Genomic DNA, 20,940 nt, shown 5'->3' with positions numbered 1-20,940 from the left:
CCGATAGCCAGCTCGGTCACCGGGTTCAGCTTATCGAATTACTGTCGTCGAGCCGGACGCCGAGTCGCTCATCTCCGCGTACAACGAGTACAGGAGGATCGCGAAACCGAACGCCGTGGCCGAACTCTGGACGGCCACGCCCAGCGCGACGTCCCCCTCGAGATAGTGGGCGAGTCCGCCGAGGACCGACCCGACGATGATACAGCAAAACCCGATCGTGACGGCTCGGAGTGCTGGAGCGTTCGTTCGTCTGTACGCCCGAAACGCAAGCAGCGCGACTGCACCGCCGGTGAGGAAGGTCGCAGTGTTTGCGATCATAATGACCGCCGTGTATCCGTTCATGTACTTGATTCGTAGGTTCTTAGAGCGGTCGTCGATTTTGATGTGTTCGACGATGTCGCCGTGTTTGTCGGTGTGTGTTGGGTGAACATTCGAAAGTAGACGATCTACGAGGCAACCAGTAGAACGACCGAAACAGCAATATCGGAACGTCGGGCCCGTTTGTGGCTCTGGCAAGACCATCGCATCCACGGGCTCGCAACCGGTTCAACGGGACACGTTCGGTGTCACGGCGTATTCGTGGCCTCGGTCGTGATACCAGCCAGCGTTGAAAAGAACTGTAGTGGTCAGTTCCTTCAGTCCCGTTCCGGTTCTCAACCCTGAAGAACAGTCCCGAATATGTTCGATCGGGGTGGTCGACGATCGGTGACTGACGATCCACCGTCTTCCGACCGAACAAACGGTTCTCCCTCTGGAACTACGATTTTCAGCCTTGCGTGGTTCGTCTGACGATGGTTGAATCGCGGGGAGAGAAGCCGACTGTGAGGTCGCCGTCCGGAACCTCCTCGAGGAGCAAGACGACCGACATCCCGTTCCATTTTCCGTGGACGCGAACGGTGGTTCCGAGGAATTCGCTCGTTTCGATGTCCACGGGAAATCTGTTGGTTTCCGCGCTTTGCGAGAGGTGTTCCGGACGGACGCAGAACGTTACTCGGCCACGGTTCCCGGCTTTTCCGTCTTGCACCGAGCCGTCATCGACCCCGTCCAAGGGCGGGAGTCGAAACGTTCGCCCGTTGACTGTAACTTGTGCCTTCTCGGGCCCCTTCTCGAGGATTTCCCCCTCGAAGACGTTGTTGTCGCCGATGAACTCCGCGACGAACCGACTTTCCGGCGTTCGGTAGATCGTTTCGGGCGTTCCGACCTGCTCGACTCTCCCCTCGTTCATCACGGCGACACGATCCGAAACGGCGAGTGCCTCTTCCTGATCGTGAGTCACGTAGACGGTCGTGATATCCAGCGTCTCCTGGATCCGGCTCAGTTGCCTACGAAGCGACTCTCTAAGTTGCGCATCGAGGGCGCTCATCGGTTCGTCGAGCAGGAGAACGCTCGGCTCGGGCGCGAGCGCTCGAGCGAGGGCGACGCGCTGTCGTTGCCCGCCCGAGAGCTGTGTCGGGTCTCGCTCACCCATGCCCTCGAGGTCGACCAACTCGAGCAGTTCTTCGATGCGTTGCTCGCTCGAGGTGCCGTTAGGGGGGTCCCGAAACCGCAATCCGTAGCCGACGTTTTCGCCGACGGACATGTGCGGAAAGAGCGCGTAACTTTGGAAGACGACGCCGACGTCGCGGTTCTCGGGGTCGGTTCCGGTCATCGGTTCGCCGTCGAAAGTGATCGTTCCCGTCGTCGGCTCCTCGAAGCCGGCGATCGTCCGGAGCGTCGTTGTCTTGCCACAGCCCGAGGGGCCGACGAGCGTGAAGAACTCGCCGTCTCGAACCTCGAGATCGACCTGCTCGAGGGCCTCTGTCGCGCCGGCTCCCGAGCCGTACCGCTTAGAGACGGCCTCGAGGCTGAGTTCGGTCACCGCTCGAACCTCCCGCCGACGCGGTCGATGACGACGAAACTCGAGGCGGTGACGAGGAGTAAGATCGTCCCCATGGCGATCGCAGGGCCGGATCGGCGGCCCAGATACCGCTCGAGTGCGACTGGCATCGTGTACGTCTCGCTGCCGCCGGCCAAAATCACCGTCGAAGAGAACTCGCCGATCGAGATTGCAAAGGCGAACGCCGCGCCGGCGACGATCCCGCTGGCGATCAACGGAAGTTCGATATCGAGCAGAGCGCGGGTTCGTGAAGCGCCCAGTGCGCGAGCGGATTCCACCATCGCCGGGTCGAGATTCGACAGAAGCGGTGAAACGTTTCGCGTCACGAATGGATAGGCGGCGACGGCGTGTGCGACGACGATCGCGACCGCCCCGGTCACCTGAAACTGCCAGCCGAACGGAAGCGAGATGCCGAAGACGAGTCCCTGGAGGAGCCCGATTCCGAAGACGACGCCGCTGACGGCGAGTGGCACCATCGCGAGTGTGTCGATGATCGTCCCGCTTTGCCCGGCGCGAGCCGTCACCACGCTCACGATGACGCCCATCGGAACGGCGATCAGGAGCGTTCCCAGACCAAACAGCAGCGAGTTTCGAATCGCCGGATACGGCTGAGTCTGGAAATCCGCGCCCTCGATCTGACGCTCGAGCAAGAACGAGTAGTGCCGAAGTGTAACACCGTTGCTGTCGGTAACTCCTCCGATGACGAGACTCACCATCGGCCCGACGAAGACGACCAGCGCGACGACGCCGTAGCCGACGATGGCGAGCCGTTTGGGGGATAGTGCGGTTCGAAGGTCCGGAAAGAGCTTTTCTCTGCCGGGTGACGACGCGGCCCGTGAAAGCCCGGACTGGGCGGACTCGTACCTGAGATAGGCGTAAGTAAGTCCAAGCGAGAGGATCGTCTCGAGGATCGCAAGCGTCGCGGCTTCGGCGTAGTTCAGGCGGCGCATTCGATCGTAGATCCAGACCTCGACGGTCGCCAGTTCGAGGCCGCCCAGCGCGAGCACGATCGGGAAGGTCATGAAGGTGAAGATGAACGTCAACAGCGCGCCGGTGAACACCGCCGGAAGCAACTGCGGGACGACCACGTCGAGGAACGCACGGCGGCGACTCGCCCCCAGACTGCGGGCCGTTTCGACGGTTCGCGTATCCACGGACTCCCACGCGGCGACGGTGATTCTGGCGATCAGCGGCGCGTTGTAGAACGCGTGGGCGACGATAACGATCGCGAGGGGACTGTACTGCATGAACGAGTACGGTCCGAGCCCGACTGCGCCGAGCAACGAGTTAAGCGTTCCCGCCTGCCCGAACATGGCGTAAAAGCCGACGGCGACCATGATCCCGGGAAGGACGAACGGCAGGATCGTCAGCGATCGAATCGTTTGTCGGCCCCGAAACTCGTAGTTTGCGAGCACGTACGCCGCCGGCAATCCGAGCACCAAACTCGCTATCGTCGATAGCGCCGCCTGATAGGCGGTAAAGCCGAACAGTCCGCCCCGAACGCCGGGGGTCTGAACGGAAACCCAGGGAAGCGGAACCTCGAGGCCCGGAAGCGGCGTCTCGAGGGACAACGAGATCGAAATCGCGCCGAGCCAGCCGACGAGCGTGCCGAGGTGACTCCCGATCGCGAGCGGGTTCTCGAAGACTGCCGCCAGCGACCCGAAGTAGAACGGATCGGCCAGCACGGCCCGGAAGTGCTCGAGCGTCGGAACGCCGTCGACGAAGACCGCGTTCGCGAACACGATACCGACGGGAAAATACAGCATTACGGCGAGCACGCCGGCGGACAGGAGCGCCGTCAGTTTCAGCGCGTGGCGCTCGAGCCAGTCGGCGACGGTACTATCCTCGAGGAAGCGACGAACGGGCTGTTTCCCGATCAAACTCCGACCGCTGTCGTGTTCGTCGCTCGGTGTCACGATCCGTTATTGGACGATCGTCTGTTCCCAGTCGTCGACCCAGTCGTTCAGATTGCCGTCGAGTTCGTCGTAGGTGAACGTAACCGACTCCTCGGGCTCGTGGGCGTAGTCATAGAAGCTCTCGTCGAGGTCGACGAACTCGTCCGCGACCGCGGGAAACTGGACGTTCTTTTCGGCGATCGCGGCCTGGGCCTCGCTCGTGAGGACGAAGTCCATGAAGTTGTGCGCGAGTTCGGTCTTGGTACTGTCGGCGAAGACGGCCATCCCCTCGTGGTTCTCGTAGCCCTGGTCGTCGAGAAACGCGATCTGGTTCCGGGTGAGATCGGGATCGTCGCCGCCCGCGTGAAAGACCTGATCGGTCGAGTAGGAGACGATGACCGACCGCTCTTCGTTCGCGTACGGTCCGAAGTAGGTGTCCGTCCAGCTATCGCCAACCATGACGCCGTTGTCCTGTAGATCCTGCCAGTAGTCGAGGTAGTCGTCCTCGCCGTACTGGTCGATCGTCCAGAGCAAGAACGCCTGTCCCGGATCGGAGTCCTGTGCGTTCTGGACGACGAACTCGTCTTCGTACTCCGAATCGAGTAGATCGTCGAACGTCTCGGGCGTCTCGACCGCGCTTTCGTCGTAGACGAGACTGATGTATCCCGTATCGTAGGGTAACACTCGGTCGTCCGGGTCACCGAAGTCGATATCGTCTCGAATCCGATTCGCGTTCTCGAGTTCGTCTCGGTCGAGCGACTCGAACAACTGCTCGTCGAGATTGTCGTCGACATGGACCAGATCGTCGACGTTGAGGCCGAGAAAGAGGTCCGCATCGACGCCGCTCTCCTGTTGGGCCTGCTGGATGTAGACGTTGAGTCCCTCTTCGGGGACCGTCCAATCGATTTCCGTATCCGGGTACTCTTCCTCGAACGCTTCTTTGAGCCACTCGGCCGGCGAGTCCCCGTCCTCGAGTTCCCCCTCGACGAACGATGAGTACGTCGCGATCTTGAGTTCACCTTCGTCCTCCTCTCCGTTTTCTCCGTTTTCGCCGTTTTCTCGGGTGAGACAGCCGGCAATCCCCGCAGTTGCTGTGGCCCCGCCGACGGCACGAACGAACGTACGTCGTTGCATTACTCGGTTGTGACACCCGGTAGTCTTAAACGCCGTGATCGGCGCTCCGGCGGTCCGAACGACTTTAGGCATCGACTGTGAGGTGTATCTGTGCCATCGAATCGCCGACTCGTTATCGCCGGAATCGTTGCCATACTCGGCGTGCTCACCGGAGCGATTTTACTCGACGTGCTCGGGACGATTTTGTTCGCGCTGACTGTCGCATACGTTCTCATCCCAGTCCACGGCTGGCTTATCAGGCGAGGGCTCACCGATCGCATGGCGGCCATCGCTGCGACGACGCTCGGCTTTGTAACCGTTCTTGCTGTCTTCTCGCCGATCTTCCTGACGCTCTATCTCCGTCTCGAGGAACTCGAGGCGCTCGTTCGAAGCCTTCCATCCGAAATCGTGATCGACGTATACGACCAGACGTACACGCTCGAAGCGGGCGAAGTGCAGTCGTTCGCTCTCTCCTGGCTGAGCGACGTCGCGATCGCCTTCGCTTCCGATTTGCCGGTCCTCGCGATCAAGTTCGCGCTGTTTGTCATCCTGTTGTTCGCCTTGCTCCGTAAGGGTGATGCGGCTGGGAGAGCGGCCATCGCACCGGTTCCACACGGGTACCGCGACATCGTCTACGCGCTCGCCCAGCGCGCGCGGGAAACCCTGTATGCTATCTACGTGTTGCAACTCGCGACCTCAGTCGCAACGTTGCTCATCGGCTACCCGCTGTTCTGGGCGCTCGGATACGACATGGCCTTTACCCTGGCGATGATCGCCGCGATCCTTCAGTTCGTGCCGATAATCGGGCCGAGTCTGCTCATCGCCCCGATCGCGATCTACCATGTTGCGGTCGGCGAACTCGTCGCCGGAATCCTCGTAGGAGTACTCGGCGTAGCGCTGATCGCGTGGTTCCCCGACGTGGGCGTCCGGCCGTACTTCTCCCGTCGATCCGCGAATCTGCCGGGAAGCCTCTACTTCGTCGGGTTTACCGGCGGCCTGTTCACGCTCGGTCCGATCGGTATCGTCGTCGGCCCGCTGATCGTCGCTGTCTTCGTCGAAGCCGTCGACCTGCTCGGAGACGAAGTCAACGGCGATCGAACGTTTACCGAAATCGTCGAGGAGACCGCCGATCTCGAGGCCTCGGGCTTCGAACCGAAAGAACCCGCTCAATCTGAAGACTCGTCCGACGATCCGGAGTCTCGGCCTGCCGGTAACGGTTGAGGCCAAGTTGCTTTCGTCTGCCGGTCTTCCCGTCGTCTTCGCTATCCCATGTCTTTTTCTCCGCACCTGCCATCTAGGAACCTGACTATGGTTTCCGGACGGACACTCGTGAACGCGGTTATCGGCGCGGTCGTCGCAGTCGTTTTCTCGTTCATCCCGTTTTCGACGATTCTCGGCGGTGCCGCCGCTGGATTTCTCGAGGGATCGGACGGCCGCGATGGTGCGATTTCCGGCGCGCTCTCGGGACTGATCATGTTCCTGCCGATGGCCGGTATCGCGATGTTCTTCGCCGTGATATTTGGCGTCGGCTTCGGCGTGGCCGGAATGCCAGCGAGCGGAGCCGCTGTCGGATTGTTGTTTCTTGGTATCGTCGCCGGCGGCTTTTTCGTCTACGTCGTCGGACTCTCCGTGTTCGGCGGCCTGCTTGGCGCGTATTTGGCGCGCGAGTATCCCGAACAACACGCCTCCGCACGAGAAACGATAGGGTACGAAAACGCGCCCCGCGACTCGAGTCGTTCGTCCGAGGGCGAGTACGCTACGACTAGCACCCGTTCGGAGACAGACGAAGCCCCGCTCGAGGACGACGGATTCGGCCCCTCCGACGGCGACCGAGTCGATGATCACGAATCGGACTCCTACTGGGATCGAGACCGGCCCCCGATCAACACGGATACCGACGATGATCGAGTCGGGAACCGCCGCGATAGCGGAAGGCCCAACGACGAAGTCGATTCCCGAGACGATGACGACGGTCGATTCGACACCTGATCGACGCCCAGTTACCGTCACTCGTAGCGTAACGCGTCGATCGGGTCCGTTCGCGCGGCCCGCCAGGCGGGGTACAGCCCCGAGACGACGCCGACGAGGATCCCGACAACGACGGCGAGTACGACGTACTCGAGCGGGTAGACCAGTGGGAGTCCGATATACCAGGCCCCGAGGTAGCCTGCGGCGAATCCGAGTGCGGTTCCCAGCACCGCGCCGACCAGTCCGAGGATCACCGATTCCATCAGGAAGAGTCCGAGGACGTCCCGATTCTGCGCGCCGACGGCTTTCATGATCCCGATCTCCCGCGTTCGTTCGGTGACCGATACGAGCATGATGTTCGCGATGCCGATCGAGCCGACCAACAACGAAATCGCCGCGATGCCGACGATGAAGTTCTGGAGCAGGCTCAGGATGTCCTGTAACTGCTGGAGCAGTTCCGTACTGGTCTCGAGCGATACAACGAGATCATCTCCGAGGAACTCGCTCGCGTCCGATTCGTCGCTCTCGAGGTAGGCCGTCGCGGCGTCTCGAGCGTCCTCGATCGCCTCCTCGTCGGTCGATTCTGCCTCGACGATGATCGCGGTAAACCAGGCGTCGTCGGCCCCTTCGGCTTCGGGTTCGTCCTGCATCGCCAGCGCGGCGGTTTGTGGGTCGTCTCCTTCACCTCCGTTCTGTTGGTCGCCGTCTGCTTGTTGTTCGTCTCCAGTTTGTTGTCTTCCATCCTGCTGACCGTCTCCGGTTTGCTCACCGTCCCCCTCCTGCTGTCCGCCGCCCATCTCGGCCGCCCGCTCGGTGTAGTACGGTTCGGTCGGGACGTAGACTCTCGGCGAGTTCTCGAACCCTTCGAACGGGCTTAGCCCCTCGGAGGTATCCGTGATGCCGACGACCTCCGTCTCGACTTGTTGGCCGGTCAATAGCGTGATCGTGAGTTCGTCGCCGACCTCGACGTCCTCCTCGAACTGGCCGGCCGCCGCGGGGTTAAGCACCGCCTGCTCCTCGCCCGACTCGAACTGCTCGCCCGCCTCGAGCGTGTCCGCCCGGATGTACGACGAGCCCGACGCGACGACGCCGTCGCCTTGTGGCACTGTCTCGTTGCCGTCGCTGATCGTCTGGGTCTGTAAGGGGGCGTAGCCGTAGGCCGCCTCGACATCCTCGAGATCGCCGACGGCGTCGAGGTCGTTCTGGCTGAAGACGGGCTGTGCGCCGGCACCCGGTCCAGCCTCGACGTCGGGATCTGCCGCCCAGCCGTAGAGGTTGCGCTGGTCGTCGGGACTGATGTCGCCGATAACGCCAGCCTGCAGGCTCGCACCGAGCGTGACGAACGCGATCACTGCCGCGATGCCGATGATGACGCCCAGCATCGTCAGCCCCGACCGGAGCTTGTGGCCCGCGATCGAGCGCCAGGAGAGACGCAGACTCTCGAGCGGTCCCATTACTCGTCTCCCTCCGGGCCCCCTTCGAGTTCTTCGATCCGCTCGACCTCACCGTCGAGCAGGTGCACGATCCGCTCGGCGCGCTCGGCGACGTGGCGCTCGTGGGTCACGACGATCATCGTGGTCCCGCCGCCGTGGAACTCCGCGAAGAGGTCGAGCACTTGTGCCTCGGTTTCCGTGTCGAGGTTTCCCGAGGGCTCGTCTGCGAGCACGATCGCCGGGTCGTTCACCAGCGCTCGAGCGAGTGCAACCCGCTGGCGCTGTCCGCCCGAAAGCTCGTTCGGGAGGTGATCCGTCCGGTCGCCGAGTCCGACGCGCTCTAAGAGTTCGCGCGCTCGGTCGCGTCGATCGCTGCGGGAAATCCCCTGAAACAACTGGGGGAGCGCGACGTTCTCGAGAGCGTTTAGCCGCGGCATGAGGTTAAACGTTTGAAAGACGAACCCGACCTCGGTCCCGCGGAGGCTGGTTCGTTCGCGTCCTGAAAGGGTGCTCACATCTTGCCCGTCGACAACGACCGTTCCCTCGGTCGGCGTGTCGAGACAGCCGACGAGGTTCATCAACGTGGACTTCCCGGAGCCGCTCGGCCCCATGATCGCGGTGTAGGATCCTCGGGGCACGTCGAGGGAGACGCCGTCGAGCGCGTGTACCGGCTCCCCGAGCTGGTAGGTTTTGCGAACGTTCTCGAGAGAGACCGCAGTACCTCCGTTCGGGTGTGTGCCCGGGCTCGGGTCGGCCCCCGGGTTCGAGTTTGTCCCCGTATTCGACATGGTGGTCCCCTCTACATCCCCGGCGAAAAATCTTCGCGGGTTTTCCGAGAGCCGTGAACTGTTTCGCGCTCGTCGTCGTCTGGCCCCGTTCGACCGGAGGTGCAACGTTTTTGCCGATTCCCCACAGTGCTCGAGACATGAAACGCACGGGCGGTTCCGACGAGGCGAAACGCCGGGCGGGCGAACGCGCCGCCGAGGAAGTCGAAGACGGGTTCGTCGTCGGACTGGGAACCGGCTCTACGACGGCCCACGCGATCAGGGCGATCGGCGAGATGGTCGCGGACGGACTCGAGATACAAGGCATCCCCACGTCCTTTCAATCACGCCAACTCGCGCTCGAGGTCGGAATCCCTCTCACCTCGCTTGACGCAGTCTCGAGCGTCGATCTGGCCATCGACGGAGCCGATCGGGTCGTCGATACCGGGAACGGCGACGAACAGGTCCTCGACAGATCCGACGCGGGCGACGGCGACCTGATCAAGGGCGGCGGGGCGGCCCACATGCGGGAAAAGCTCGTCGACACCGCGGCCGACCGGTTCGTCGTCGTCGCCGACCCCTCGAAGCTCGCCGACCGGCTCGAGGGGCCGATTCCGCTCGAGGTGGTGCCCGACGCCCATTCGGCCGTCGCCGACACAGTTCGAGAGCTCGAGGGCGAGCCGACGCTTCGCGAGGCTGAACACAAGGACGGCCCCGTCGTCACGGACAACGGCAACCTCGTGCTCGACTGTTCGTTCGGCCCGATCGAGGACCCCGAACGACTCGCGAGCCGACTCGCGTCGATTCCGGGGGTTCTCGAGCACGGGCTGTTCGTCGGGCGGACGGATGCGACCTACATCGGGACCGAGACCGGCGTCGAGGTTCGGGAGTACTGAGCGATTGGTGTGTCCGTTGGTACCCGGCCAACCCGACCGTCGCCTCCAGGGCGTACGTGTCGCCGACCTGTACGCTTATTTTTCCCTCCATCGTACTAGCAGGCGAATGGCGCGTCGAACGATCGAGGACGAGCGAGACGCCGAGATCGAAGCGTCCGATAGCGCCGCCGACGCGCCTCGAGTGTCGCCGATGGGAACCGTCGACGAGTCGGTCAAACGCCGGCTCGAGGAGGCCTATCGCAACGACATGGAAGACGAGCTAATCGTCGTCGACGTCTCCTCGCCCGAGGGCGGTTCCTCGATCGCCATCGAGATGGAGACGCCCCACGGCGACACCAACTTCACGAAGTACTTCGACGGCCCGAAACACGGCTCGCTCGAGGAGTGCGAGGAATTCCTCCGGTTTCTCGAGGTGGCCGGCGTTTCGCCGCTCGAACTCGAGGAGCTGATCGGCTCGCGGATTCCGGCGTCGTTCGACCCCGAATCGGGGTGGATCGTCGCGAGCGAGTACGCGCCCGAACGGCACGAGGAGACCGACGCTTCGCAGGACGCGGAGGTCTCCGCTCGAGGACGGTTCGACGGCTGGATGAAGCGAAACATGGAGTGGCTCGTTCTTTTGATTCTCGTCGGCGGCGAACTCCTTATTGTCGCTATTCTTATCGCTCTTTTCGCCTGATTCGTCTGGTTCCCATCCGTTTCACTCGACTTCGAGTTCGGACGACGACTCGGTGCTTTCGCCGTGTCCGCGCTGTGGCGGCCCCGTGTTGGTCGTCACCAGCGCCGGGCCGATGGCCCACCGGGCCCGGCCCTGTGGCTGTCGCGTGGGCGATCCGTTCCTCGAGTAGTCCTCGCTGAATTCGCTCCATTCATCCCGCCGAACCCCTTCGTTTCCCCTCGAACTCGTCTCGAACCCCGTCGTTTCGACTCGAGATCCGTCCCTCGACTCCGCTTTCGAGATTCGCTCTGCGTTCTCGAGTATCACTTCAATCCGCAGTCGAGGAGGCTTTCGCTCGCCCCGAAAACAACGCAATCGCGACGTAACACACGCCGAGCAACCGCGTCGCGGGAACCACCCACGGTTTCAACTCGAGTTCGTCGGGATTCTCGTAGGCCATTCCGAGCGCGAGCGTGACGAACCGTCGCGGAAAGAGAAACGCCGGCACGCCGATGATCCCAACCGTCCGACTGACCGCGGGTGCCTTTGCCCTCCCCGTGAGGACGAGCCAGCAAAAGAGCAGTCCCTCAAGGCGAGCCATCGGAATGGTCCACGGCTGCAGCTGACCCTCGCCGGGATTGTCGAACGCCAGCCGTTCCGCCGAGGCGACGATTCGGTCTGGGAACGCTATCTCAAGGAGGCTGACCGCCACGAGCAGGAGTCGTTTCATAGACTGATGTTTGCTAGTAACCAACAAAAATATTCCCGGTAACAGAGCGTTCTTGGCCTATTACCGTGGATTCTCCCGCCCCACGGAACCGCCGGCCCGAATAGACACCTTTTCAGTTCTCGTCGGCTACTGGCGTAGTAGAGACGAACCGATGCCCGAGACTTCCGACCGGAAAGACGACCACATTCGTATCATTCAGGAAGAAGACGTCGAGACGTCGGGAACGGGATTCGCAGATATCGACCTGGTCCACGACGCGCTTCCCGAGATTCATCGCGACGAAATCGACACGTCGACGACGCTGTTCGGGCACGAACTGGCCGCTCCGATTGTCATCGAGAGCATGACCGGCGGCCACCCAAACACGACGAAGCTCAACCGAGCGCTCGCCGAGGCCGCCCAGGAGACGGGGATCGCCATGGGCGTCGGCAGCCAACGTGCCGGCCTCGAGCTCACCGACGAGGATCTGCTCGAGTCCTACACAGTCGTTCGAGACGTCGCACCCGACGCCTTCCTCTACGGCAACGTCGGCGCCGCCCAGTTGCTCGAGTACGATATCGAAGACGTCGAACGCGCCGTCGAGATGATCGAGGCGGACGCGATGGCAATCCACCTCAACTTCCTGCAGGAAGCCGTCCAGCCCGAGGGCGATATCGACGCCCGCGGCTGTCTCGCAGAGATCGAACACGTGGCCGACGAACTAAGCGTCCCCGTGGTCGTCAAGGAGACGGGCAACGGCATCTCGAGAGGTGCGGCTCGACGGCTCACCGAGGCGGGCGTCGACGCCATCGACGTTGCGGGAAAAGGTGGGACGACGTGGTCCGGGATCGAATCGTACCGGGCCGCCGCGGTCGGTGCCGACCGACAGGAGGAGATCGGCCAGCTGTTTCGCGCCTGGGGCGTCCCGACCGCGGTCAGCACGCTAGAGGCCGCCGAATCCCACGACTGCGTGATCGCGAGCGGCGGCGTTCGGTCCGGACTCGACATCGCGAAAGCGATCGCACTAGGTGCTCGAGCCGGCGGCTTGGCGAAGCCGTTTCTCGCCCCCGCCGGGCAGGGAACCGATGCAGTCGTCGATCTGATCGAGACGCTCTCGCTCGAGCTTCGGACGGCGATGTTCGTTACGGGCTCGGCATCGATTGCGGCGCTTCAGGAGAACGATTACGTCGTCCTCGGGCGGACGAAAGAGTACCTCGAGCAACGCCGCCAGCACTGAGCCCGGTTTCGCCCTGACGATAAGAGACTGAACTGTTCGACGATGATTTTCCTGTTCCGTTGCTTCTGGCCGCGTTCGTTGTTGACGCGATCAGTGCAGTTCCGCCGGACCGAGACAACTGCGACGAACGTGGGACCGTTGCTCTCCGTTAGATAGTGCTAGTGGTCTCGAGTGGACAGTGCTATTGCTCTGTGCTGAACGGTGTCGTTGGTCTGGCACTGACTGGTGCTGTTGCTCTGTACCGTAGCGCCAATAAAAATTTTTAGCGGGCGATCCTTACAGGTCGCGGGGCTGGACCGTCTTCCGGTCGTTTGCTTCGGCACGTCGTGCTGCGTCTTCGAGAAGCTCGTCGACTTCCTCGTCGAGTGCTTCGTAGAAGTCCGAGGCGACGTTCTTATCATCGAGCGCTTCTTTTACGGCGGCTTTGACGATCAGATCTGCCATACGAAATGTTCGTTTCCGTTTCCCTCTTATAGTTGTTTCGGTTACTACCGCCAATACCGGGTCTGCAGGGGCCAATTCGTCGGTTCCGACGCCTGATTTCACCGGAAAATATATGTCCGATGAGTTTTCGATCGGTCTCTGACCGGCTAAATACCCCGAAGACCTGCTCGCGCGCGGTCCTCGAGTGGGTTTGCAACGAGTGCCGACGGATTCGAGTAGGTGCGCCGACGAGAACGAATATGCGCGAACTTCTCGAGGCCGTCGCGGAGGGATCTCTCTCCCCGGCCCAGGCCGAAGCCGAGCTCGCCGGGTACGTCACCGACGACGCCGGTCGATTCGATGCGACCCGTCGACAGCGACGCGGGATTCCCGAAGCGATCTTCGCTCAGGGAAAATCACCCGAAGCGGTCGCGTCGCTATCGACGACCGCACTCGAAACGACGGGACGAGCGCTCATCACTCGACTTTCGGATGAGCAAATCAGGGTTCTCGAGTCCGCTATCGACGACACCGAACCCGACGCGACCATCGATCACTGGAGCACATCGGCTCTCGTCCGAACAGCGGAGTACGAACGTCCGTCGCTCGAGGCGACGGTCGCGATCGCGACCGGAGGGACCGTCGACGCCCCGGTCGCCGACGAGGCACAGGTCGTCTGTGAAGATGCGGGGGCGACCGTGGATCGACTCGACGACGTCGGCGTTGCCGCGCTCGACCGCATACTCGATCAAGTCGATCGATTGCGGGCAGCGGACGTCGTGATCGTGGTCGCCGGCCGCGAGGGTGCGTTGCCGACTGTCGTCGCCGGACTGATCGATGCACCCGTGATCGGCGTGCCCGTCTCGAGTGGCTACGGATACGGTGGCGACGGTGAGGCCGCTCTCGCTGGCATGCTCCAGTCCTGTACCGTCCTTTCGGTCGTCAACATCGATGCCGGCTTCGTCGCTGGAGCCCAGGCGGCGCTTATCGCACAGGCCGTCGATCGAGCTGTGACACAATCGAATGAGGGATAATGATTTTCGACGACCCCAATGAATAACAGATATCGGAAAAATATTCTTCTATAGCCCAAATATGAGTCTTCGATAGGGGAAGGTTATTTAGTACACTACCGATTATTTCTACGTGCCGGCAAACGCCGGTGAACTATGCCAGAGTGTAACCACTGCAGTGCGCACGTCTCGGAGCGCTTCGTTCGCGTGTTTGCAGACGAACACGGTGACGTCCACGCGTGTACCAGCTGCTCGGCGAACGCAGGGATCGCAGAAGCTGCACGAGAACGCTCTCGACGCGTCTGATCCCAACGCGAACAGAGACGATCACCACGCAACCGCTGAACCGTCCCCGAACACCGTAAAGGTCGGACTTTTTGTCGCCGCGGGCGAACCGATACTCGATGAGTGATCACGTCGTTTACGTCCTCGAGTGTGCCGACGGGAGCCTTTACACGGGCTATACGACGGGCCTCGAGCGTCGCGTCGCCGAACACAACGCTGGTGACGGTGCGAAGTACACGAAACCGCGAACACCCGTTGAGCTCGTCTATCACGAGCGATACGACTCGAAGTCGGCCGCGATGTCGCGTGAGTACGAGATCAAGCAGTGCTCGAGAACCGAAAAGGAACGGCTCGTCGGCCTCGAGTGAGCCGGTCTGTCGATGATCTGTCCCGTCGAGTACTCCGGATCCTGCCGCCGCCGGCTCCCTAATCGTCCGTGTTCGCCGTCCGCGGCGAACTCACGTCGGGTTCGATGAAGGCGTACTCGGCGAGCATTCGTCCGAGCTTCTCCACGCGATTTTGGAGGCTCGGATCGACGAATGCCCGCCCGTCGATCGCATCGGGGTCGGCATCGAACTCTCCCGACGCGCCTCGGATACCGACCTGATGTGGGAGCACCCAGCCGTGAACCCCTCGAACGGTGATACGCAGGTGATCGAGCGTCGAGCCGTAACTGCCGCCGCCGGCGGTCGCAAGGAGCCCGACGGTCGTGTCCTCGTATTCGTCGAATCCACAATAATCGTGGAAGTTCTTCAGGACGCCGGAGTACGAGCCGTGATAGACCGGCGTTCCGAGCGCGACGGCATCCGCCTCACGGACGAGCCGCTTGACTTCCGTGCCGTCTCCCTGCCCTTCGATATCCGGATCGTAGAGCGGGAGGTCGTACTCCTGAAGATCGAGAAGACGCGTCTGTGCACCCGCTTGCTCAGCGGCCCGGAGGACGTATTTGAGCCCCGTCCGGGTGTAGCTTTCGTCCCGAAGGCTACCGGAAACGGCGAGGACGGAGGGACCACGTGTCATAGGTGGATTATCATCTCGGTTGGGAAAACGTCATCGCCGTTCGGACGGAATCTGCTCGAGCCGAACGTCTTGTCGACCCGAGACCCGTTCGAGGCGGCCGACATTCGACTGAGATCGTACTCGAGGGGCCCAGCGACCGTTCGGATATCCAGTGTTGCGGTTCCCACTCCGATTCTTCGAAACGGACGGACGTCGTCGCTTTTTTCGCACCGGCCGCTGATACTCGCGCTATGGAGACGATTTCGTTCGGAACCGACGGCTGGCGGGCGACACTCGAGGAGTTCACCACGCCTCGGGTGCGGATAGTCGGACAGGCAGTTGCAACGTATCTCCGGGACGAGGGACTCGAGGCACCCGTCGCGATCGGATACGACGCCCGGGAAACCTCGCGCGGATTCGCGGAGGAACTGACGCGTGTCCTCTGTGCGAACGGGTTCGATGTTCTACTCAGCGATCGCGACCGCCCGACGCCGCTGATCGCCCACGCTATCGTCGACAGGAATCTCGCCGGCGCGCTCGTCGTCACCGCCTCACACAACCCGCCGGAGTACAACGGCGTCAAGTTCATCCCCGAAGACGGCGCACCTGCGCTCCCGGACGTGATGGACGCCGTCGCCGATCGGCTCGCCGAACCCGATCTGCTTCCGGCCTCCGAACACGGCTCCGCCCGAGAGGTCGATTTCGTCGACTCCCACTCCGAGGCCGCGATGGACGTTCTCGAGGAGGCGACTGGAACTCGCGCCGCTATATCTGATCTCACCGTCGCCTACGACGCGATGCACGGGAGCGGTCGAGGGACGACGGATCGGCTCCTCGAGGATGCCGGTGCCGCCGTCGACCGGTTGCGCTGTGACCTCGATCCCGAGTTCGGCGGAACCGGCCCCGAACCCGCCCCCGAGAATCTCGAGGAGTTGATCGAGATCGTTTCGGGAGAACCCGAGGACGATCGCTCCGATGTCGATCTCGGCATCGCGAACGACGGCGACGCGGATCGTCTCGCAATCGTCACGCCCGAACGGGGCTATCTCGACGAGAACCTGTTTTTCGCCGCGCTCTATGACTTCTTGCTCGAGTCGAACGACGGCGCTGCGGTCAGAACCGTGTCGACGACTTACCTGATCGATCGGGTCGCTGACGCACACGACGAATCCGTCCACGAGGTTCCCGTCGGCTTCAAGTGGGTCGCCCAAGCGATGGCCGACCACGACGCGCTCGTCGGCGGCGAGGAGTCCGGCGGGTTCACGGTTCGCGGCCACGTCCGCGAGAAAGACGGCGTCCTGATGGCCCTCCTCGCGGCGGCGATGCACGCGGAGGAACCGCTCGACGACCGCGTCGATCGATTACTCGAGGAACACGGCACCGTCACGCAGGACAAGGTCAGCGTCGACTGCCCGGAGTCGGAAAAAGAGCGCGTTCTCCTCGATCTCGAGGAGGAAATCCCCGAAACGGTTGCCGGGACGGCAGTCGAGGACGTAAACACCGCGGACGGCTTCAAACTCCTGCTCGAGGACGGCTCGTGGCTTTTGGTTCGCCCGAGCGGTACCGAACCCGTGCTTCGAGTGTACGCCGAAGCGACCGACGAGGAACGAATCGAGGAGTTGCTCGCGGCCGGCGAGGAATTGCTCGAGCCGTTGGTCTGAGACGACTCGTTCGCCACAATCTGCGGACGACTCATTCGGCAGTTTCTCCCTCATTCGTGGTGGCGATCACACCTCGTCTGGTTGCGTTTGCCGGGTCCGAATTTACCCGTCTCACCGTCCTATCAGTCTTCATGAGCGATCAGGCGGGTGTCGCCCGGATGGAACTCGAGCCGGACGCTTGGCACCAGAACGATGACGGAAACTACTACCTCGACTGCCCGGAATGTGGCTCGGCGGCGACGCTGATGAACGTCGTCGAGCACAACCGCTGTAACGGGTATCTCGACCAGCAGGAAGGTGAGACGGAACTCGACGAGGGGCTCATGGAGTGTACGGCGAAGCTCACGCTAGAGCTTGCGTATACCTCCGATCCTGCGGTGGAGGCGTCCGATGACGATGTCGGTGGCGAAGCAAACTCTGACGACGATAGCTTTGCCAACGGTGATGAGATGGATGCGAGCCTCGAGGAAGACGACGGCGTCACTGGCGAAGGGACGCCGCCGGGATCGGGCGGGACGGTCGACGACGAGCAGGGATAAGGTCGTAACGAGCAGGGATAAGGCCGGACGAATAGGGATACAGACGCGACCAGTAATTATATTTGCTCTCACGGGTGGTCGCTCCCTGGGTGTACGACCGGATTGGCGCTATCTGGGAGCAGTTCGATTCCTGAACTGCTGTGACCGCGGAATTGCGTTTTAATTGACGGGCTCGGCGGGAACGCCGACGACGGTCGTCTCCGGGCCCACGTCGCCCGTCACGACCGAGCCAGCACCGACTGCCGCGTTCTCTCCGATCGTAATGTCGCCCAACAGCGTCGCGTTCGCCCCGATCTGGACCCCGTCCTCGATCGTCGGGTGTCGTTTGACGGGTTTGTTCGTGTCCCCGCCGAGGGTGACACCGTGATACATGTGCACGTCATCACCGATTTCGGCCGTCTCGCCGATTACGACGCCAATCCCGTGATCGATCGTTACGCGCCGTCCGATCGACGCGCCGGGGTGGATTTCGACGCCGGTGAGGAACCGGACGAACTGCGAGAACACTCGAGCGAGAAGCTTGAAACCCAGATTCCAGAGCCGGTGATTGATCCGGTGCGCCCAGACGGCGTGCAATCCCGAGTAACAGAGCACGACCTCGAGACAGCCGGTTGCGGCGGGGTCGCGATTGCACATCGTGAGCGCGTCCTCGCGTATTCGCCCGATCATCGGCTCTCGTGTGACGTCCAACTCGGCTGTTCGTGAGCAACCCGTTTTGCCCGTTCGAGTCGACCTCCGATATTGGGCCGGTCACAACACCGTGCCACAGTCGCTCGCCGTCGATTCCTGTCGATACGGCCGGTGTGGCAGGCGATTACCATATCACCACTTCACGAACGGCTTCGTGAAAACCCCTTCGAGGTCGCTCTTTCAAGCGTTCTCGCGCTTCGAGGTTCGTTAGATCACTTCCCGCGAGCGAGTCGCGTCCCGATACGGTCGGGAAGCCCGGCCGCGTCGACGGCCTCCTGAACGCTCTCGACGTCGTACTCGACGCGATGGGTTTCGACGGTCATGGCGTCGAGATCCGCGACGGCGTACCCCGCCCGCGGATCGCCGTCTCGAGGCTGTCCGACGCTCCCCGGATTGACGACGACCCCCTCCGCGTACGTCTCGACGTGCTGGACGTGGGTATGGCCAAGGATGAGGATATCCTCGTCCTCGAGCAGTCGCGGTGAGAAGTCCTCCGGACGGGTGTACCGATCCGGATCGTCGGGGTGGCCGTGGATCAGCTTCATCCGGCCGTCGAATTCGACGCGTTCTTCGGGCAGAGATCCGAGCCAGTCGCGCTGGTCGTCGGTCAGTTCCGCCTGCGCGTGTTCGACGCCGGCGCGGGCCATTCCGTTGAATCGGAACGACGTTCCCTCGACGACGGCGGCGTCGTGGTTTCCGATCACCGTCGGAACGTCGCGATCGCGTGGCTCTCCCGTCCGCGTCCCGACGGCGCTCAACATCGCGCCTTCTCGGAGAGCTTCCACGCACTCGGCCGGCCACGGATTGTAGCCGACCACGTCGCCGGCACACACCAGCTCGTCGACCGGTGGCATGTCCTCGAGGACGGCCTTGAGGGCGATCCGGTTGCCGTGGATGTCGGAAATGAGGCCGACGTTCATGGGAGACACAACTCGCTCGAGGCGTTTGTAGCTTCCTGCGGTTCGGCGGTGACCTCGGCCGAGAAAAGTAGCGCCGCCGATCAGTCGCCGTTTTCGATCGCTGTCTCGAACCCGTCTTCGGTTCGGGCGACGCCCGCCGCACAGACGGCGTGTTCGAACTCGAGGTCGTAGGCCTCGCCTGCGGCCTCTTTGGCACTCGTGGCTTCGAACTCGAACGCCCCGGGAGTGTCCGTCTCGTAGGTCGCGACGAGCGTCGGCTCCTCGACGGTTTTGACGATGAGCGAGTCCTTCCGAACTGTGGCGATTAGCGCCTCGCCGTCCGCACCGATCGTCGCGGCGATCCGCGGCGTATCGTAATCGTCTTTTTCGTAGTCGAGCGCGAGCAAACTCGTCGCGAGCGCGTCCCGCGCGGGATAGCCCCGCTCGAGTTTCTCCGCGATCGGATCGACGTGTGACCCGTTTCCGAAGGCGGCCGTCTCCCCTTTCGGGGTCTCGACGACGCGAAGGCAGTTGTACCCGACGTAAGGATTGTCGGTCTCCGGTGCGTCTTCAGTTGGGCCGACGGTCAAGGCGTCCTCTCGAGCAGTTATCTTTCGGTTCGGGAACGACCGCGAGGAGACGCGGTAGGCTCCCACATCGGGGCCGACGACGACGAAGCGTCCAACGTACATACTCGAGGCTGCGCGAGAGAGCGGAAAAGGGGTATCGGTTCTGACTCGATTTGCGTTCTCGTTTCAACTGGGCTCCCTCGAGTGACAGTCGAACCGTGAGAACGGCCGAACTAGACTCTCCCAGTGGGGAACGGACTCCGACTGTTTATATATTATACTGGGACCAAACCGTCCGTGACGACTGTCGAGAACTGTCTCACGGCGTTACGACGGGCTTCGGAGAAACTCGGGGAATCGCCGTCGAAGGCCCAGTACGAGGAGCTGGGGTGGACGCCCGCCTCCGCCACCATCATCCGGACGCTCGGAAGTTGGAACGAGGCCAAAGCGGCTGCCGGCCTCGAGACGTACTCTTCGGGTGGTTCTCGAGTCGAATCCAAGCCTGACGAGCTCGAGTTACCCGATGGGATGGTGTGGAAGGAGCTTACGGTCGATCAGCGCTGGCACTATCGACACGTCGAGCGGAACACTGAACGCACTTTGCAACGTCGGAGACGTTTGCGAAAGTGGCTCAACCACCGAAAACATGTGCGAGGATGTCCGCAGTGTTCTATCGACACAGCTCAGTGTTTGGATTTCCACCACGCTGACCCATCTGAAAAGACCATGTCGGTTTGTCGAATGGTAACGTACGGATATGGAAGGGACGCGCTTCAGGATGAACTTTCACACTGTGTCGTATTGTGTGCAAATTGTCACCGGAAACGCCACTACGACCCGCCAACCCGTGAATGTCGCCGGATCGTACACGAGCAAAAACGCAAAACCGGTGGTTGTGAAAGCTGTTCGGAGGACGATCCGGCGGCTCTGGATTATCACCACGTTGATGAGAAACGCTCAACCGTCGCCGAACTAATTTCGGATAATCGATCGATGGAGCGCATACGTACTGAAATAGACCACTGTATCGTTCTTTGTGCAAATTGTCACAGGATCGAACATGGTCACTCGCGCACGTCTGGAACGTAGTACGAATTATCCGTCTCGGTTCGTTTTCGCTTTGATTCGCTACTGAACCCGGCTCCGTCTCAGGATTTGAATGGTTACAAACCGAAAGCGATAAACTATACCTTCCCCAATCTATGGTCGCACGAAGTCCATTAGGGTAGTGGCCAATCCTTCTGCCTTCTGGGGGCCGAGACCCTGGTTCGAATCCAGGATGGACTATCCTCTTACTTCAACTCGAGCAGTTTACC

General features: G+C 62.0%; 24 protein-coding genes and 1 tRNA gene. 12 read left to right on the top strand and 13 right to left on the bottom strand.

Annotation, left to right across the window (positions count from 1 at the left end; translation table 11 throughout):
- Positions 1–30: 30 nt before the first annotated feature.
- The 4 genes from ACYQ14_RS09970 to ACYQ14_RS09955 all read right to left on the bottom strand — a co-directional run bounded on the left by ACYQ14_RS09970 (position 31) and on the right by ACYQ14_RS09955 (position 4,905).
- Positions 31–342 carry a DUF7521 family protein gene (locus ACYQ14_RS09970; RefSeq protein WP_283836604.1) on the bottom strand — a complete coding sequence of 104 codons (312 nt, stop codon included), beginning with the start codon at positions 340–342 and terminating at the stop codon, positions 31–33.
- Positions 343–766: 424 nt separating this feature from the next.
- Positions 767–1,858, bottom strand: a complete 1,092-nt coding sequence (locus ACYQ14_RS09965; protein ID WP_459887612.1) for an ABC transporter ATP-binding protein — start codon at positions 1,856–1,858, stop codon at positions 767–769.
- The gene (locus ACYQ14_RS09960; RefSeq protein WP_459890038.1) at positions 1,855–3,756 is read right to left on the bottom strand and encodes an ABC transporter permease; all 1,902 of its coding nucleotides are present in this window, start codon (positions 3,754–3,756) and stop codon (positions 1,855–1,857) included. Before ACYQ14_RS09960 ends, ACYQ14_RS09965 begins: the two co-directional genes overlap by 4 nt.
- A 42-nt stretch (positions 3,757–3,798) precedes the next feature.
- On the bottom strand, positions 3,799–4,905 hold the full coding sequence (locus tag ACYQ14_RS09955) for a thiamine ABC transporter substrate-binding protein (RefSeq protein ID WP_459887609.1): 1,107 nt from the start codon (positions 4,903–4,905) through the stop codon (positions 3,799–3,801).
- 90 nt (positions 4,906–4,995) lie between these two features.
- Here ACYQ14_RS09955 and ACYQ14_RS09950 point away from each other — a divergent pair, with 90 nt between their 5' ends.
- Both ACYQ14_RS09950 and ACYQ14_RS09945 read left to right on the top strand, forming a co-directional pair.
- Entirely contained in the window at positions 4,996–6,105 is a 1,110-nt protein-coding gene (locus tag ACYQ14_RS09950; RefSeq protein WP_459887606.1) for an AI-2E family transporter, read from the top strand.
- Between the two features lie 87 nt (positions 6,106–6,192).
- On the top strand, positions 6,193–6,873 hold the full coding sequence (locus ACYQ14_RS09945) for a DUF5518 domain-containing protein (protein ID WP_283836610.1): 681 nt from the start codon (positions 6,193–6,195) through the stop codon (positions 6,871–6,873).
- A 17-nt stretch (positions 6,874–6,890) separates the two neighbouring features.
- Here the strand turns inward: ACYQ14_RS09945 and ACYQ14_RS09940 are convergent, their stop codons facing one another.
- Positions 6,891–8,306, bottom strand: coding sequence for an ABC transporter permease (locus ACYQ14_RS09940; RefSeq protein ID WP_459887602.1), 1,416 nt, complete (start codon positions 8,304–8,306; stop codon positions 6,891–6,893).
- Positions 8,306–9,073: an ABC transporter ATP-binding protein gene (locus ACYQ14_RS09935; protein ID WP_459887600.1), complete on the bottom strand. Its 768-nt coding sequence runs from the start codon at positions 9,071–9,073 to the stop codon at positions 8,306–8,308. The genes ACYQ14_RS09940 and ACYQ14_RS09935 overlap by 1 nt, the downstream gene beginning before the upstream one ends.
- A gap of 137 nt (positions 9,074–9,210) precedes the next feature.
- Between ACYQ14_RS09935 and rpiA the strand changes: the two genes are divergently transcribed.
- Positions 9,211–9,945 carry a ribose-5-phosphate isomerase RpiA gene (gene rpiA / locus ACYQ14_RS09930; protein WP_459887598.1) on the top strand — a complete coding sequence of 245 codons (735 nt, stop codon included), beginning with the start codon at positions 9,211–9,213 and terminating at the stop codon, positions 9,943–9,945.
- Positions 9,946–10,051: 106 nt separating this feature from the next.
- Positions 10,052–10,621, top strand: a complete 570-nt coding sequence (locus tag ACYQ14_RS09925; protein ID WP_459887596.1) for a hypothetical protein — start codon at positions 10,052–10,054, stop codon at positions 10,619–10,621.
- Positions 10,622–10,642: 21 nt separating this feature from the next.
- Here the strand turns inward: ACYQ14_RS09925 and ACYQ14_RS09920 are convergent, their stop codons facing one another.
- Both ACYQ14_RS09920 and ACYQ14_RS09915 read right to left on the bottom strand, forming a co-directional pair.
- Positions 10,643–10,927 (bottom strand): hypothetical protein, encoded by a 285-nt coding sequence (locus ACYQ14_RS09920; RefSeq protein ID WP_459887593.1) that lies wholly within the window; start codon positions 10,925–10,927, stop codon positions 10,643–10,645.
- Position 10,928: 1 nt separating this feature from the next.
- Entirely contained in the window at positions 10,929–11,330 is a 402-nt protein-coding gene (locus ACYQ14_RS09915) for a hypothetical protein (protein WP_459887590.1), read from the bottom strand.
- 151 nt (positions 11,331–11,481) lie between these two features.
- On the opposite strand from ACYQ14_RS09915, the gene fni reads away from it, so the two are divergent.
- Positions 11,482–12,546: a type 2 isopentenyl-diphosphate Delta-isomerase gene (gene fni, locus ACYQ14_RS09910; protein ID WP_459887587.1), complete on the top strand. Its 1,065-nt coding sequence runs from the start codon at positions 11,482–11,484 to the stop codon at positions 12,544–12,546.
- Between the two features lie 276 nt (positions 12,547–12,822).
- On the opposite strand, the gene ACYQ14_RS09905 is transcribed toward fni, so the two are convergent.
- Positions 12,823–12,990 (bottom strand): DUF1931 family protein, encoded by a 168-nt coding sequence (locus tag ACYQ14_RS09905; protein ID WP_005578700.1) that lies wholly within the window; start codon positions 12,988–12,990, stop codon positions 12,823–12,825.
- Between the two features lie 239 nt (positions 12,991–13,229).
- Here ACYQ14_RS09905 and larB point away from each other — a divergent pair, with 239 nt between their 5' ends.
- From larB to ACYQ14_RS09890, 3 genes are all read left to right on the top strand, one after another.
- Complete coding sequence (gene larB / locus ACYQ14_RS09900) at positions 13,230–14,003, top strand: nickel pincer cofactor biosynthesis protein LarB (protein WP_283836626.1); 774 nt, start codon at positions 13,230–13,232, stop codon at positions 14,001–14,003.
- Positions 14,004–14,138: 135 nt separating this feature from the next.
- Positions 14,139–14,288, top strand: coding sequence for a DUF7563 family protein (locus ACYQ14_RS09895; RefSeq protein WP_459887583.1), 150 nt, complete (start codon positions 14,139–14,141; stop codon positions 14,286–14,288).
- Positions 14,289–14,386: 98 nt separating this feature from the next.
- Complete coding sequence (locus ACYQ14_RS09890) at positions 14,387–14,635, top strand: GIY-YIG nuclease family protein (RefSeq protein WP_459887580.1); 249 nt, start codon at positions 14,387–14,389, stop codon at positions 14,633–14,635.
- A 58-nt stretch (positions 14,636–14,693) separates the two neighbouring features.
- Here ACYQ14_RS09890 and ACYQ14_RS09885 read toward each other — a convergent pair whose 3' ends face one another.
- Positions 14,694–15,287: an NADPH-dependent FMN reductase gene (locus ACYQ14_RS09885; protein WP_459887577.1), complete on the bottom strand. Its 594-nt coding sequence runs from the start codon at positions 15,285–15,287 to the stop codon at positions 14,694–14,696.
- A gap of 230 nt (positions 15,288–15,517) precedes the next feature.
- Between ACYQ14_RS09885 and ACYQ14_RS09880 the strand changes: the two genes are divergently transcribed.
- Together ACYQ14_RS09880 and ACYQ14_RS09875 are read left to right on the top strand one after the other, a co-directional pair.
- The gene (locus ACYQ14_RS09880) at positions 15,518–16,927 is read left to right on the top strand and encodes a phosphohexomutase domain-containing protein (RefSeq protein WP_459887574.1); all 1,410 of its coding nucleotides are present in this window, start codon (positions 15,518–15,520) and stop codon (positions 16,925–16,927) included.
- A gap of 131 nt (positions 16,928–17,058) precedes the next feature.
- Positions 17,059–17,466 (top strand): hypothetical protein, encoded by a 408-nt coding sequence (locus ACYQ14_RS09875; RefSeq protein WP_459887571.1) that lies wholly within the window; start codon positions 17,059–17,061, stop codon positions 17,464–17,466.
- A gap of 159 nt (positions 17,467–17,625) precedes the next feature.
- Here ACYQ14_RS09875 and cysE read toward each other — a convergent pair whose 3' ends face one another.
- The 3 genes from cysE to ACYQ14_RS09860 form a co-directional block, all read right to left on the bottom strand.
- Entirely contained in the window at positions 17,626–18,135 is a 510-nt protein-coding gene (gene cysE / locus ACYQ14_RS09870) for a serine O-acetyltransferase (RefSeq protein ID WP_459887569.1), read from the bottom strand.
- A 233-nt stretch (positions 18,136–18,368) separates the two neighbouring features.
- Complete coding sequence (locus tag ACYQ14_RS09865) at positions 18,369–19,076, bottom strand: metallophosphoesterase family protein (protein ID WP_459887566.1); 708 nt, start codon at positions 19,074–19,076, stop codon at positions 18,369–18,371.
- 80 nt (positions 19,077–19,156) lie between these two features.
- The gene (locus tag ACYQ14_RS09860; RefSeq protein WP_459887563.1) at positions 19,157–19,747 is read right to left on the bottom strand and encodes an IMP cyclohydrolase; all 591 of its coding nucleotides are present in this window, start codon (positions 19,745–19,747) and stop codon (positions 19,157–19,159) included.
- Positions 19,748–19,870: 123 nt separating this feature from the next.
- Here ACYQ14_RS09860 and ACYQ14_RS09855 point away from each other — a divergent pair, with 123 nt between their 5' ends.
- Positions 19,871–20,713: a homing endonuclease associated repeat-containing protein gene (locus ACYQ14_RS09855; protein WP_459887560.1), complete on the top strand. Its 843-nt coding sequence runs from the start codon at positions 19,871–19,873 to the stop codon at positions 20,711–20,713.
- Positions 20,714–20,838: 125 nt separating this feature from the next.
- Positions 20,839–20,911: transfer RNA gene (locus ACYQ14_RS09850), tRNA-Gln, on the top strand.
- Positions 20,912–20,940 lie beyond the last annotated feature (29 nt).

The organism is Halostagnicola bangensis (genome assembly GCF_054653435.1).
This window is presented reverse-complemented; position numbering and strand designations above follow the sequence as displayed.

Excerpts from the sequence above, each read along its gene's own strand:
- ACYQ14_RS09895 (WP_459887583.1), top strand. The coding sequence starts at position 14,139 with ATGCCAGAGTGTAACCACTGCAGTGCGCACGTCTCGGAGCGCTTCGTT.
- ACYQ14_RS09875 (WP_459887571.1), top strand. The coding sequence starts at position 17,059 with ATGAGCGATCAGGCGGGTGTCGCCCGGATGGAACTCGAGCCGGACGCT.
- fni (WP_459887587.1), top strand. The coding sequence starts at position 11,482 with ATGCCCGAGACTTCCGACCGGAAAGACGACCACATTCGTATCATTCAG.
- ACYQ14_RS09925 (WP_459887596.1), top strand. The coding sequence starts at position 10,052 with ATGGCGCGTCGAACGATCGAGGACGAGCGAGACGCCGAGATCGAAGCG.
- ACYQ14_RS09905 (WP_005578700.1), bottom strand. The coding sequence starts at position 12,990 with ATGGCAGATCTGATCGTCAAAGCCGCCGTAAAAGAAGCGCTCGATGAT.
- ACYQ14_RS09885 (WP_459887577.1), bottom strand. The coding sequence starts at position 15,287 with ATGACACGTGGTCCCTCCGTCCTCGCCGTTTCCGGTAGCCTTCGGGAC.
- larB (WP_283836626.1), top strand. The coding sequence starts at position 13,230 with ATGCGCGAACTTCTCGAGGCCGTCGCGGAGGGATCTCTCTCCCCGGCC.
- ACYQ14_RS09890 (WP_459887580.1), top strand. The coding sequence starts at position 14,387 with ATGAGTGATCACGTCGTTTACGTCCTCGAGTGTGCCGACGGGAGCCTT.
- cysE (WP_459887569.1), bottom strand. The coding sequence starts at position 18,135 with ATGATCGGGCGAATACGCGAGGACGCGCTCACGATGTGCAATCGCGAC.
- ACYQ14_RS09915 (WP_459887590.1), bottom strand. The coding sequence starts at position 11,330 with ATGAAACGACTCCTGCTCGTGGCGGTCAGCCTCCTTGAGATAGCGTTC.
- ACYQ14_RS09865 (WP_459887566.1), bottom strand. The coding sequence starts at position 19,076 with ATGAACGTCGGCCTCATTTCCGACATCCACGGCAACCGGATCGCCCTC.
- ACYQ14_RS09970 (WP_283836604.1), bottom strand. The coding sequence starts at position 342 with ATGAACGGATACACGGCGGTCATTATGATCGCAAACACTGCGACCTTC.
- ACYQ14_RS09935 (WP_459887600.1), bottom strand. The coding sequence starts at position 9,073 with ATGTCGAATACGGGGACAAACTCGAACCCGGGGGCCGACCCGAGCCCG.
- ACYQ14_RS09945 (WP_283836610.1), top strand. The coding sequence starts at position 6,193 with ATGGTTTCCGGACGGACACTCGTGAACGCGGTTATCGGCGCGGTCGTC.
- ACYQ14_RS09955 (WP_459887609.1), bottom strand. The coding sequence starts at position 4,905 with ATGCAACGACGTACGTTCGTTCGTGCCGTCGGCGGGGCCACAGCAACT.
- rpiA (WP_459887598.1), top strand. The coding sequence starts at position 9,211 with ATGAAACGCACGGGCGGTTCCGACGAGGCGAAACGCCGGGCGGGCGAA.
- ACYQ14_RS09880 (WP_459887574.1), top strand. The coding sequence starts at position 15,518 with ATGGAGACGATTTCGTTCGGAACCGACGGCTGGCGGGCGACACTCGAG.
- ACYQ14_RS09860 (WP_459887563.1), bottom strand. The coding sequence starts at position 19,747 with ATGTACGTTGGACGCTTCGTCGTCGTCGGCCCCGATGTGGGAGCCTAC.
- ACYQ14_RS09940 (WP_459887602.1), bottom strand. The coding sequence starts at position 8,306 with ATGGGACCGCTCGAGAGTCTGCGTCTCTCCTGGCGCTCGATCGCGGGC.